This window comes from Pseudomonas chlororaphis (genome assembly GCF_001921865.1).
In the GTDB taxonomy this organism is placed as follows: domain Bacteria; phylum Pseudomonadota; class Gammaproteobacteria; order Pseudomonadales; family Pseudomonadaceae; genus Aquipseudomonas; species Aquipseudomonas chlororaphis_D.
The window spans coordinates 211,811-224,512 of record NZ_MSCT01000006.1 but is presented as its reverse complement, the minus strand read 5'-3'; the positions used below and the strand labels follow the sequence as shown (position 1 = coordinate 224,512).

12 protein-coding genes are annotated in these 12,702 nt (G+C 65.4%); 5 read left to right on the top strand and 7 right to left on the bottom strand.

From position 1 onward, the window contains the following. The first annotated feature begins 15 nt into the window (after positions 1-15). From BTN82_RS06500 to BTN82_RS06485, 4 genes are all read left to right on the top strand, one after another. Positions 16-768 carry an Asp/Glu racemase gene (locus BTN82_RS06500; protein WP_075118339.1) on the top strand — a complete coding sequence of 251 codons (753 nt, stop codon included), beginning with the start codon at positions 16-18 and terminating at the stop codon, positions 766-768. A 21-nt stretch (positions 769-789) separates the two neighbouring features. After that, complete coding sequence (locus tag BTN82_RS06495) at positions 790-1,710, top strand: LysR family transcriptional regulator (protein WP_081375422.1); 921 nt, start codon at positions 790-792, stop codon at positions 1,708-1,710. A gap of 103 nt (positions 1,711-1,813) precedes the next feature. Further along, positions 1,814-2,281, top strand: a complete 468-nt coding sequence (locus BTN82_RS06490; RefSeq protein ID WP_075118338.1) for a GAF domain-containing protein — start codon at positions 1,814-1,816, stop codon at positions 2,279-2,281. A gap of 129 nt (positions 2,282-2,410) precedes the next feature. Beyond that, complete coding sequence (locus BTN82_RS06485; protein ID WP_075118337.1) at positions 2,411-3,325, top strand: SGNH/GDSL hydrolase family protein; 915 nt, start codon at positions 2,411-2,413, stop codon at positions 3,323-3,325. A 24-nt stretch (positions 3,326-3,349) separates the two neighbouring features. Here BTN82_RS06485 and BTN82_RS06480 read toward each other — a convergent pair whose 3' ends face one another. Beyond that, positions 3,350-5,128 carry a GGDEF domain-containing phosphodiesterase gene (locus BTN82_RS06480; protein ID WP_075118336.1) on the bottom strand — a complete coding sequence of 593 codons (1,779 nt, stop codon included), beginning with the start codon at positions 5,126-5,128 and terminating at the stop codon, positions 3,350-3,352. A gap of 235 nt (positions 5,129-5,363) precedes the next feature. Then, complete coding sequence (locus BTN82_RS06475; RefSeq protein WP_075118433.1) at positions 5,364-6,254, bottom strand: LysR family transcriptional regulator; 891 nt, start codon at positions 6,252-6,254, stop codon at positions 5,364-5,366. A 102-nt stretch (positions 6,255-6,356) separates the two neighbouring features. Between BTN82_RS06475 and BTN82_RS06470 the strand changes: the two genes are divergently transcribed. Beyond that, complete coding sequence (locus BTN82_RS06470) at positions 6,357-7,019, top strand: NADPH-dependent F420 reductase (protein WP_075118335.1); 663 nt, start codon at positions 6,357-6,359, stop codon at positions 7,017-7,019. A gap of 69 nt (positions 7,020-7,088) precedes the next feature. Here BTN82_RS06470 and BTN82_RS06465 read toward each other — a convergent pair whose 3' ends face one another. From BTN82_RS06465 to BTN82_RS06445, 5 genes are all read right to left on the bottom strand, one after another. Then, entirely contained in the window at positions 7,089-7,430 is a 342-nt protein-coding gene (locus BTN82_RS06465; protein ID WP_075118334.1) for a YXWGXW repeat-containing protein, read from the bottom strand. 179 nt (positions 7,431-7,609) lie between these two features. Next, on the bottom strand, positions 7,610-8,155 hold the full coding sequence (locus tag BTN82_RS06460; protein WP_075118333.1) for a GNAT family N-acetyltransferase: 546 nt from the start codon (positions 8,153-8,155) through the stop codon (positions 7,610-7,612). Between the two features lie 185 nt (positions 8,156-8,340). Further along, on the bottom strand, positions 8,341-9,357 hold the full coding sequence (locus BTN82_RS06455) for an Ldh family oxidoreductase (protein WP_075118332.1): 1,017 nt from the start codon (positions 9,355-9,357) through the stop codon (positions 8,341-8,343). 95 nt (positions 9,358-9,452) lie between these two features. Next, positions 9,453-11,027, bottom strand: a complete 1,575-nt coding sequence (locus tag BTN82_RS06450) for an aldehyde dehydrogenase (NADP(+)) (protein ID WP_075118331.1) — start codon at positions 11,025-11,027, stop codon at positions 9,453-9,455. A gap of 52 nt (positions 11,028-11,079) precedes the next feature. Further along, positions 11,080-12,648: an APC family permease gene (locus BTN82_RS06445; RefSeq protein ID WP_075118330.1), complete on the bottom strand. Its 1,569-nt coding sequence runs from the start codon at positions 12,646-12,648 to the stop codon at positions 11,080-11,082. Positions 12,649-12,702 lie beyond the last annotated feature (54 nt).

Genomic DNA, 12,702 nt, shown 5'->3' with positions numbered 1-12,702 from the left:
TTCAGAGGAACACCCATGGAACATTTTCGCGTCGGTCAAATCGTCCCCAGTTCCAACACCACGATGGAAACCGAAATTCCGGCCATGCTGACCTCGCGCTACGAGCTGTTTCCCGAGGAACGGTTTACTTTTCACTCCGCGCGCATGCGCATGATGCATGTCAGCCCGCAAGAGCTGAAAAAAATGGACATCGACAGTGACCGCTGCGCGCTGGAACTGAGTGATGCGCGGGTGGACATCATGGCCTATGCGTGCCTGGTGGCGATCATGTGCCAAGGCGCCGGCTATCACAAAGTGTCGCAAGAACGCCTGGGCAAAACCGTCGCGTCCAACCAGTCGACGGCACCGGTTCTCAGCTCCGCTGGTGCGCTGATCGATAGCTTGAACCTGCTCGACTACAAGAAAATCTCGATCATTACGCCGTACATGAAACCGCTGACCCAACAGGTCATCGATTACATCGAGGCCGCCGGAATCGAGGTGGTCGACTCCATCAGCCTGGAAGTGTCCGATAACCTTGAGGTCGGGCGCCTGGACCCGATGAACCTGGTAGCCCACGCCGACAGGCTGAACATCGGCCAGGCCGATGGCGTGGTGCTGTCGTGCTGTGTGCAGATGCCATCGCTGCCAGCGATTCAGTTGGTACAGGAACGCCTGGACAAACCCGTGCTATCGGCGTCGATCGCCACCGTTTACCAGATGCTGAAATCCCTCGGCCTCAAGGCCCAGGTGCCAAACGCCGGGCATCTGCTGTCCGGAGCGTTCTGAGTCGATGCTGAAGGAGGTACGATGATGGCCATCCAGGCTTTTCATTCGGCACTTTCCATGAAACTCGACCCGGTCTCGCTGCGACTCTTCGTCAGTGTCGTCGAAGAAGGAACCATTGCTGCTGCCGCCAAACGCGAACACATCGCCGCGGCGGCAGTCAGCAAGCGCCTCAGCGAACTGGAAGAGCTGCTCGACTCGAAATTGCTCAACCGCACCAACAAGGGGATTACGGCGACAGACGCCGGTTTGTCGTTACTGTTCATGGCCCGTAGCGCGCTGAACAATCTCAATGAAATTGTTGTACAGATGCGCGACTTCTCTCACGGCCGTCGCGGCTCCGTCCATGTGCTGGCCAACATTTCCGCCATCACGCAGTTCCTGCCTGGCCTGATCAAGTCGTTCATGGAGCTGTACCCGCTGATCAACGTCAGCCTCGAAGAAAAACAAAGCCTGGCCATCACCAAGGCCGTGGCCGAGAACCGCGCCGACATTGGTATCTTCACCCATCTGCCGCACGGCGCCGACATCGAGGTCTTCCCGTTTCGCTCAGACCGGCTGGTCTTGCTCGTCCCCATTGGCGATCCGTTGGCTGAACGCCAATCCGTGACGTTCAGCGAAACCCTGGACCGTGGATACATTGCCCTGCGCAGCGGCACCCACCTCAATTTTCAGTTGATCAAGGCAGCCAACGACCTGGGGCGCTCACTGAAAATCCGCATGGAAGTTTCCAGCTACGACGCACTGTGCCTGATGGTTCAGGCCGGCCTCGGCATTGGCATCATGCCCGAGGGGAGCGCGGCGATTTACAAAATGGACGGGGCAAAGGCGATCACACTGGATGAGCCGTGGGCCTCCCGTGAACTCAGCGTCTGCGTGAGGTCGAGAGAGGCGTTGTCGGGCGCGGCGGGACTGTTTCTGGAGCACTTGTTCGCAAGCGAGTGAGCCTCTGCAAACGAATATAAGCAAGGACCCATTCGGTATTTAAAACCGCCCGGCCCGCCCCGTTATAGTCGCCCTTCCCAGATCCGACAGACAGGAGGCCCAGGTGGCCAAGTCGTCCTCGTTGTTCGATGCGTTACAGGCCGATATCGATGCCCTGGCCAGGCAGTTGGGCGTCGGCTCCGTGCTGATCATGCGTTCGCTGCCCCAGCACATGCAGGTCGAAGCCTCCGGCGGGCGTCATGAAGACACCTACCCGATTGGCGCCCAGGGCGAGAAAAGCAGCCTCGCGCACAACGGCCAGGCGCTGTATTGCGAACGGGTGGTGGACAGCGGCCAGCCGCTTTACGTCAAGGACTCGCGGCAGGAAGCCGAGTGGGCGGGCAACGAGGACGAAGTGCAATTCGGCCTGAGCAACTACCTGGGTTACCCGGTACGGGACGCCGACGGCACGGTGTTCGGCACCGTCTGCGCGCTGGATGAACGCGCCAGGCCCTACAGCGCCGAAGAACAGGCGGCGCTGGATGCGTTCCGGCAAAAGGTCGAGGCCCTGCTCGCCCGTTCGCCGCGCTGAATCTTTAGTCGTACAGGTCGCCCACAGGCATGCGTGGGCGAATACGGCTATGCCCGGGTCGCATCCGGTGCGTCGGCTTCCCTTGAAACTTCTACGATGAACCCTCGCCTTTCCTCGTAGAGACCGACCATGCGCAAGACCCTGCTCGCCCCCTTGCTCGCCCTTTCGCTGGCCGCCAGCCATTGCCTGGCCGGCCCGTCGTTCGATCGTCTCTACGCCTTCGGCGACAGCTACTCCGACAACGGCGCCAGCGAGCGCCTGACCCGCGACATGCTCGCCCACCAGATCAAGGACGCCCAGCAACTACCCGGCGAGCTGTATTGGCAAGGCCGCTGGAGCAATGGCCTGACGGCGGTGGAAGTGCTGGCCAAACGACTCGACCTGCCCCTCGCCGACCACGCCGTCGGCGGCGCGAAAAGCGGGCGGAACAATTACTACGCATGGATGACCGCCTACCGCGATACCGGCGTGAGCGGGCAGATCGACGACTACCTGGCGGCCGCCAAGGGCCAGGCCGACCCGCGCGCGCTGTACTTCATTTTTATCAGCGCCAACGACTTTTTCGAGTACGCCGACTTCGGCCACCAGGAACCCCTCGACGCCCTGGCCGCCAGCAGCCTCGAGCATATCCAGGCCGCTGTCAGTCGCCTGGCCGGCGCCGGGGCCCGGCATTTCCTGGTGGTCGGCAGTACCGACCTGAGTCACGCGCCGGCGGTGGTCGCCGGCGGGCAGAGCGAACAGGCACGGCACTATCAGGGCATCCTGCAACAACAATTGCCACCGCTGCTGACGGCGGCCAGTCAAAAGCTCGGTGTGCAGATCAGCTACTTCGACCACATCGCCTTCAGCGACCAGTTGCGCCGCCAGCCGGCCGAACATGGCCTGACCCAGCTCGACCAACCGTGCCAGCCGACCTACCCCGAGGTGAAGCCGGCCTGCGCCGATCCGGACCGCTATTTCTATTGGGACGAGTGGCACCCGACCCGCAAGGTGCATGCCCTGGCGGGCGAAGCCATGGCCAAGGTCCTCGGCCAGGCGCACTGAGGCGCCTGGCGAAACACATCGACTCTAGGCGCAGGGCAGCAGCGGAAAACGGTTCGCGCCGCTCCAGGCCACGAACCGTTCCTGCAACATCGGCCGGGCGAGGAAATAACCCTGGGCCTCGTCGCAGCCGAACGCATACAGCATCTGCAGGCATTTGAAGCTTTCGATGCCCTCGGCCACAGTGCGATAACCCAGCTCACGGGCCAGGCTGATGATCGAGCGGGTGATCTTCTGGTGCTGGGCGTTGCGTTCCAGGTCGGTGATCATCGACTTGTCGAGCTTCACCACATTGGCCGGAATCTGATGCAGGTAGGCGAAGTTGCTGTAGCCGGTGCCGAAGTCGTCGATGGCCACATCCATGCCCAGCTCGCGGATGCGCGTCAACTGCTCCAGCACGCTCGGGTTGGAACGCAGCCACTCGCCTTCGGTGATTTCCACTTCGAGCCGCTGCGGCTCGATGCCATGCCGCTCGCAGGCCCGGCGGATGACGTCGGCGATGTCCTGGTCCTCGAAGTCCTTGGGCGAGAGGTTGATCGACAGCTTGCTGCCCTCAGGCAGGCACCAGGTGCGCAACTTGTCCAGCACCGTATCGATGACCCAGCGGGTCACGTGGTGAATCAGGCCGTTGCGCTCCATCACCGGAATGAACTCGACGGGCGAGATCGGCCCCAACCACGGATGCTCCCAGCGTAACAACGCTTCGGCGCTGATCTGCGCGCCGTCGGGCAAGGCAAAGCGCGGCTGGAACATCAGGTAGATCTGACCGTTGCGCAAGGCCTCGTTGAGGTCCGAGGCCAGGTTGAACGCCCGGCGCTGGGCGTGATCGCGCTCGGCGTCGTAGTGCGCCCAGAAACTGCGCTTGGCCATGGCCAGCTCCAGGGCGAACATGGCTTTGCGCAGCGCGTCGTCCACCGACCGTGGGTCGATCTCGAACTCCACGGTGCCGGCGCAGACATTGGGAATCATCGGGAATCCCAGCCCCGGCGGTTGCCGGCGCAAGCGACTGACCAACGCATCGAGCAGTTGATTGAGCCCCCGCGCCGGTGCCGGCAGCAGAAAGCCGAAGCGCTTGACCGACACGTGGTAGACCCGCACATGCCGCCCCAGGTATTCCTGCAGGCGCAGCGCGAGAAAACGGATGAGGGTCTCGAAAGGGGCCAGCCCCAAGGCCAGGGTCAGTTCGTGGGCCACCTTCATGTCCAGGGCGTCGATCAGCACCAGCACGCGTTTTTCGCCGAGGTGGTGCTCGGCCAGGTCGCGCATGTCGCTCTGGAACTGCTCGCGATTGGACAGGCCGCTGACCGGGTCGCGACGGCGCTGGCGCTGGCGCTGCTCGACCTGCTCCATGACCATCGCCGCCATGTCCCGCAACTGCTGGCGCTCGACGATGCTCAACTGCTGCTCGACCTTGTCGATGATGCACAGGCTGCCGATCGCATACCCGGAGGCGGTCAGCAGCGGCGCCCCGGCATAAAAGCGAATGCCCTGATTGCGGGCGACCAGCGGGTTGTCCATGAAGCGCGGATCGAGCGCCGCGTTGCGCACCTCCAGCACGTCGCGCCCTTGCACGGTGAACGCGCAGAACGACTGGCTGATCGGGGTCTGCGAGAGGTCGAAACCCACCCGCGACTTGAACCATTGGCGATCGCGGTCCACCAGGCTGATCAAGGCGGTCGGCACCTTGAAATACTCGGCCGCCATACGGCAGATCCGGTCGAAATTCTCGCAACTGGCGGTGTCCAGCAACTCTAGGGCATGCAGGGCCGCCAGGCGCCGTTCCTCGGCAACCGCCTTATCGGGCATACACAACCTCGGGCCGGGATAACGCGATCATCAGCATAAACAACCTATTTGCAGAGAGGCTTGGAAGGATGCGGCGTGCCTGAAACAGTAATGGCACTAGGACATCCCGCCGGGCAGGATGACTGACGGACAGGCGATTGCCAAACCCATCCGTCGGACGAACGGTATCTACGCCACAAAACCGGCGGCTCAAGACCTGTGATCTAGAGCGTCTTGAGCATTTCCAGGCGCGGCCTCAGGCGCCGAAACGCACAAGCGCGGCATCGATGAAATGCCGCAGCTTGGCGGTCATCTGCCGGTCGGCGCGGTACAGCAGGTGCATCGCCCGACTCGGCGCCTCATACCCGGGCAACAGTTGCACCAGCTCCCCCGCGGCCCGGGCCGGCTCGAGAAAATCCGCCGGCCCGAGCACGATGCCGAAGCCGTCCACGGCCGCCGACAGCAAGGCCTTGCTCTCATTCACTTGCAAACGGCTGCGCACCCGCACCCCCTGTTCCTCGCCGTCGCGCCGGAACAACCAGTGCGGGTCGGCCGGGCGCGACCAGTAGACGTATCCCAGGCATTCATGGGCTTCGAGATCGGCCGGCACCCGTGGCGTCCCCCGGGCCGCGAGATAGGCCGGCGCCGCGCAGGCGATCAATCGGTAAGGCGCCAAGGGACGCGCGGTCAGGCTGGAGTCGGCCAGCGGGCCGATGCGAAAGACCGCTTCAAAGCCCTCCTCCACCAGGTCGATGAAACGGTCGGTGAGGTGCAGGTCGATTTCCACTTCGGGGTGTTCGCGCAAGAACGCCGTGACGAATGGCATCAGGCTGTAGGAACCGAAGGTCACCGGCGCACTGATCCGCAATTTGCCGCGAGGCGTGGCGTTCATGATCTGCGCCAGCGAATCGGCGGCCAGGGCTTCGCCGAGGATGTGCTTGCAACGCTCCAGGTAGGCGCTGCCCAACTCGGTCAGGCTCTGCCGGCGCGTGGTGCGGTTGAGCAGGCGCGCGCCCAGCCGCTGCTCCAGCGCCGCGACATGCTTGGCGACCATCTGCGGCGACAGCCCCAGGCGCGTCGCGGCTCGAGCGTAGGACCCGCTTTCGGCGGCCGCGACAAAGGCCTCCATACTGGTGAGACGATCCATCATTCAACACTCTCAGTAACAAGACCCATTATTCGATGCTTATTTATCGCCTTCTGGTTGCGAATCATCATAGCCGCTCGATCCTTTCAACGGAGCATGGACATGCGTATCGGCATTATCGGAGCAGGTTTTATCGGGCGCGCCGTGGCGCAACTGGCCCTGGCGGCAGGGCATGAGGTGATGCTCAGCAACTCCCGCGGCCCGCAGACCATGAGCAGCGTGGCCAGCGGTATTCGCGGCAGCCGCATCGGCAGCGTCGAAGACGCCGTGGGGTTCGGCGAACTGGTCCTGGTCGCCATCCCGCTGGCCCACTACCGCAGCCTGCCCGCGGCCCTGCTGGCCGGCAAGACGGTGCTGGACGCCAACAACTATTACCCGGACCGCGACGGCCGGATCGAGGTCCTCGACCGTTTTGCCCGCACCACCAGCGAGTTGCTCGCCGAGCACCTCGAAGGCGCCAGGGTGGTGAAAGTGTTCAACGCCATCCTCGCCCAGGACCTGCTGACCGACGCCCGCCCAGCCGGCGCCGCGGACCGTCGTGCCCTGCCCATCGCCGGCGACGATCCCGAGGCCAAGGCCCAGGTGACGCGGTTGCTGGACGAGCTGGGGTTCGATGCCGTCGACGGCGGCGGCCTGGCGGACAGCTGGCGCTTCGAGCGGGCCAAACCGGCCTATTGCGTCCCGCTGGACAAGCCGGGGCTGCGCGCGGCCTTGGCAGCGGCGCAGCGCGAAGTCGAACTGCCCGAAGGCGCCTGGCGCTCCTGAAACCAGGGCCGGCAACCCTTTGCCGAGGGCGAAAAAAAACGACCCGTGCGGGTCGTTTTCTTTAACGCTTCAGCTGGCCCAGCCACCCGCGTGCAGGTGCCAGCCATCGCCGCGAGGTTCCCAGAACGGGTGCACATAATGGTAACCGGGACGCAACGACTCCCAGTGCCCATGGACCGCCACATAGTGCTGGCCGTCCCAATGCCAGTACGCCCGGGACCAGACATAACCCGGACGATGCATGGGCTCGACTTCGATGACCCGCACCGGCGGCGGCCGCGGCGCGACCACCTCGGCGTAGGCCACCGGCATCGCGGGCCCGACCACCGCCCGCTCGCGCACCACCCGTTCCTGCACACACCCGGAGGCCACTACGACCACCGCCACCAGAGCCGTGTAACGTAACAACATGCTGCCTCCCCGACGTCGCCGCCGATGTGGACCTCTTCAAACGCCCCCTGCAACTACCCGGCTCCTGCCAGGCACAGGAAGTGTTTTAGCAGCTGGCAACTGTCTGTTTGCTGAACCTGAAAGCGGCCGGCGAAAGGCACTGGCGAGACGGCGACAAACGGCCGGTCAGCGGCGACCGGTCAACGCCCGCGCGCGACGAAATCCGCCCGGCTCATCTCGAAAAACTTGCTCGGCAGGCCCTCGAATTCGCCGTCGCGGACAAAGCGAAAACCGAGCTTGCGCGCCACCCCCAGCGAAGCCTCGTTCAAGGCATGGGCATCGGCCACGATGCGCTCGACCCCGGCGCCGAGAAACGCATGTTCGACGATCCGCCCCGCCGCCTCCGAGGCAATGCCCCGGCCCCAGGCCCGCTGGACCAGGCGCCAGCCCATTTCCAGCTCGGGACCGACGGCGTCATAGGGAATGAACGACACCCAGCCCAGAAACTCGTCCGGCGCCGACTTGGCGAAAATCGCCCAATAACCGCAAGACTCGCCGAAGTCGCGCTCGATCCGCGAACGCACGAAATCGCGATGGGCCCGCCCACCGTCCCAGGGGCCGGGAACGTAGCGAGTGACAAGCGGATCGAGATCCATGGCGATGCACGCCTCGAAATGCTCGAGGGTGCGTGGGCGCAGCAACAGGTTGGGGGTTTCGAAGTGCAGCGTTTCGAAGCGCGGGTTCATCGACTGGATATCCTTATTCGCCGAGGGGAGAGACGCCGCAGAGAAAATAGCAGACGGCCCCGGACGCCCGCCCCTTTTTTGTAGGAGCGAGCTTGCTCGCGATACACCCTCCCAGGCACCACCCAGCTCCAGGCAACGGCCACCGACGCTATCGCGAGCAAGCTCGCTCCTACAGGGGGGCGCGGTTATTGATCCAGCAACGCTTGGATATCGTCGAACAGCGCGCGAGGGATCTGCACGCCGTCTTTCACGCTGCGGGCCCGCGCCTCGAAACGCCGCTGCGACGGCAGCCGCGCGCCCTGCCCGGTGATCGCCGCGAACAGGCCTTCGGCCCGCGCCAGGCCCTGCTCATGGTCCTGGCCGAGAAACACCTTGGGATCGAACGCCAGGAGCAGTTCGCCGTGGCAGGGCGCGGCGCCGACGCCGGCGTCGAAGGCCATGGACTCGGCGCTGGTGAGGTCGCCGATCAACGCGCCGGCCAGCAGTTCGATCATCGCCGCCAGGGCCGAGCCCTTGTGCCCGCCGAAGGTTTGCATGGCGCCTTGCAGGGCGGCCCGGGCGTCGGTGGTGGGTTGGCCCTGGGCGTCGATGGCCCAGTGCGCGGGAATGGCTTTGCCTTGCCGGGCGTGCAGTTCGATATCGCCGCGGGCGATGGCGCTGGTGGCGAAGTCGAACACGAACGGCTGGCCCGACGGCCGCGGCCAGGCGAACGCCAACGGGTTGGTGCCGAACACCGGCTGCTTGCCGCCGGCCGGCGCCACCCAGCTGTGGCTGGGGTTCATCGCGAGGCCCACCAGGCCTTCGGCGGCGATGGCCTCGACCTCCGGCCACAGCGCCGAGAAATGAAAACAGCGCTTGATCGCCATGGCGGCGATGCCCTGGCTGCGGGCCTTTTGCGCCAGCAGCGGCAAGCCGGTCTGGAACGCCAGCAAGGAGTAGCCGTAGTGCGCGTCCACCTCCAGCACCCCCGCGGAAATGGAGCGCACGCTCGGCACGGCCAGCGGCTCGACCTTGCCCTCGCGTAACGAACGCACACAGCCCAGCAGGCGGTACAGGCCATGGGAGTGGCACTCGTCGCGCTGGCCCTGGGTGATGACCTCGGCGATGGCCCGGGCATGGGCGTCGGACAGGCCGTGGCGAGTCAAGACCTCGAGCGACAACTCATGGACTTCAGCAAGGGAAAGGGTGACGAGATCGGCCATGGGGGCTCCTGGTCTTGCGACAAGAAAAGGGTCGGCAACGCCCGACCCGGTGAGTGGAAAGACGCTCGCAGCCTGCGCCAGCGCCTACAGCCGGGTCATACCGGGCGCAGGCCGTCGAGGCGTTGCGGGATGTGCAGCGGATTGGCGTTGCGCAACGCCTGCGGCAGCAGCGCGTCGGGCAGGTCCTGGTAGGACACCGGGCGCAGGAACCGCTGGATCGCCAGGCTGCCCACCGAGGTGGTGCGAGGATCGGAGGTGGCCGGGAACGGCCCGCCATGGACCATCGCATGGCCGACTTCGACCCCGGTGCCAAAACCGTTGACCAGCAGGCGCCCGGCCTTTCTTTCCAGCAGCGGCAGCAGCGCCCGGGCCTGCGGATGGTCGTCATCGCTCAGGTGCAGGGCGATGGTCAACTGCCCCTCCAGCGTTGCCAGCAGGGTGTTCATCTGCGCCGCGTCCGTGCACCGCACGATCAACGACGCCGGGCCGAAGACTTCTTCGCGCAGTGGCGCGCGCGCCATGAAGGCCGCGGCCGAGGTGGCGAACAGCGCGGCGCGAGCCTGATAAGCCTCACCCGACCCGCCCTGCCCCAAGGCTTCAACTTCGGCTTGCGCGTGCAGCCGCTCGACGCCCCGGCAGTAGCTGGCATGGATGCCCGGGGTGAGCATGGTTTGCGCGGGGGCTGCTGCGAGCGCCGCGGTCGCCGCCGCTTCGAACGCCCGCAACGCCGGGCCGTCGACGGCCAGGATCAGCCCGGGGTTGGTGCAGAACTGCCCGGCGCCCAGGGTCAGGGCCCTGACAAAGGCCTTGGCGATTGCCTCGCCGCGCGCGGATAACGCCGCGGGCAACAGCAGCACCGGGTTGATCGAGCTCATCTCGGCATACACCGGAATCGGTTCCTCGCGGGCCGCGGCGATCTGCATCAACGCCACCCCGCCACTGCGCGAGCCGGTGAAGCCCACCGCCTTGATCCGCCGGTCCGCCACCACCCCCTGGCCGATGCTGCGGCCGGCATCGAACAGCAGCGAGAACACCCCTTCCGGCAAGTCGTGGCGCTGCACCGCTTGCTGGATCGCCCGCCCCACCAACTCCGAAGTGCCGGGGTGCGCCGAATGCGCCTTGACCACCACCGGGCAACCGGCGGCCAGGGCCGAGGCGGTGTCGCCGCCGGCCACGGAAAACGCCAGGGGAAAATTCGACGCGCCGAACACCGCCACCGGCCCCACGGCGATCTGCCGCAGGCGCAGGTCCGCCTTGGGCAAGGGCTGGCGCTCGGGTTGCGCCGGCTCGATCCGCGCCTCGAGGAAACTGCCGTCGCGCACCACCGCCGCGAACAGGCGCAACTGGCCCACCGTGCGCCCGCGCTCGCCTTCCAGGCGGGCCCGGGGCAAACCGGTTTCGCTCATGCAACGCTCGATCAATTCGTCGCCCAGGGCGAGGATATTGCCGGCGATGCTTTCCAGAAAGGCCGCCCGTTGCTCCAGGCTGGTTTCCCGATAACGGTCGAACGCCGCCTCGGCCAGGGCGCAGGCGCGCTCCAGGTCGCTTGGGCCGGCGCCGCCGAAACTCGGCGCCAGGACCTCGCCGGTGGCGGCGGCCAGCGCATGCACTTCGCCGTGGTCGCCGCGCACGCGGGCTTGGCCGATCAGCAGTTGTCCGGTTACAGGCATGGGTTCTCTCTCCGAGGGTTGGCGTGATCTGAATAAAGGGCGCGGCCAGCGGTCATTCGTCGTCCCCCTCGAGCAGCAGCTTGCTGCGCGGCACTCCGGTATGGGCGCCCCAGTAGTAGATGCACAGGGCCATGACGGTGACGCTCAGGGTGTCGAAGGGGTGGCTGAGGGCGCCGATGCCGCCGAAGCTGCCGAGGTAGGAAATGACGATGGTCAGGGCGTAGAAGGCGATCAACCACAGCGACGAGCGCACCTGCTCGCCGAGGCTCAGGTGGTCGGTCGGCACCAGGCGCTTGCAGCCCAGGTAGATGATGAACATCAGGATCTGCAAGCCCAGCAGCCAGGACACCGTGCCCCAGCCGGACCAGTAGACGATCAGCGCGGCGATGACGAACGACACCGGCCCCAGCACGCCGAAGCCGCTGACCCGGAACGGCCGCGGCAGGTCCGGCGCGCTCTTGCGCAGCGCCGCGACGCTGATCGGGGCCACCGCGTAACTCAGGACCAGGGCCGCCGACACCACGTTGATCAGCGCTTCCCAGGACGGGAACGGCAGGGTCCAGAACACCGACAGGCCGAAGGTCAGCCACAGCGCCGGGCGCGGGATGCCGGACGCTTCGTCGATGCGGGTGAAGATCTTGAAAAAGGTCCCGGTCTTCGCCCAGCCGTACACCACCCGCGGCGTGGCGTTCATGTAGATGTTGCCGCAGCCGCTGGGGGAAATGACCGCGTCCGCCACCACCAGGTAGGCCAGCCAGCCGACGCCCAGGGTCAGGGCGATGTCGCGGTACGGCAAGGAGAACTCCTTGCTGATGCCGCTCCAGCCGTTGGCCAGCATTTCCGTGGGAATGCTGCCCAGGAATGCCAGTTGCAGCAGGCCGTAGATCAGGGTCGAGAGCAGTACCGAGAGGATCAGCGCGATGGGAATGGTGCGCTGCGGATGACGCACTTCGCTGGCCACCGAGATGATCGGCGTCAGGCCCAGGTAGGCGAAGATAATGCCGCCGGCGGACACCGCCATCTCGATGCCGGAGAGGCCGAACGGGGCAAACCCCTGGACGTGGAAATTGTCCGGTTTGAAGAAGGTGAACAGCACGCCAATGACCAGCAGCGGCACGATGAACTTGAACAGGCTGATGAAGTTGTTGGATTTGGCGAAGGTCTTGACGCTGGAATAGTTGAGCCAGAAGAACAGGCACAACAGGGCGAATTGCAGCAGCCAGCCGAGAAGGGTCGGGTTGCTGCTGCCGGCATGGGTCAGCCCGGGAAACCAGGCCGCCGCGTATTGCCGCGCCGCCACCACCTCGATGGCCACCAGGCTGGAAAAGGCGATCAGGGTGATGAAGCCCATCAGGTAACCCAGCAGCGGCCCGTGGGAAAACACCGGGTAGCGCACCACGCCGCCGGCTCGCGGCAGGGCCGCGCCGAGTTCGCAGTAGACGATGCCCAGCAGCAGGACGGCGAACCCGCCGAGCAGCCAGGAGAAGATCCCCGCCGGCCCGGCGATGGCCGAGACATGGCTGGCGGCGAACAACCAGCCGGAGCCGAAGATCGCCCCCAGGCCGATGAACGTGAGGTCAACCAGAGAGAGCTGTTTCTTGAATTTGCCTTGGCCTGACATAGGCGCGCCTTCTTATTGAGTTATTGGAATAGGCAGATCGAATGTCGCGTCGCT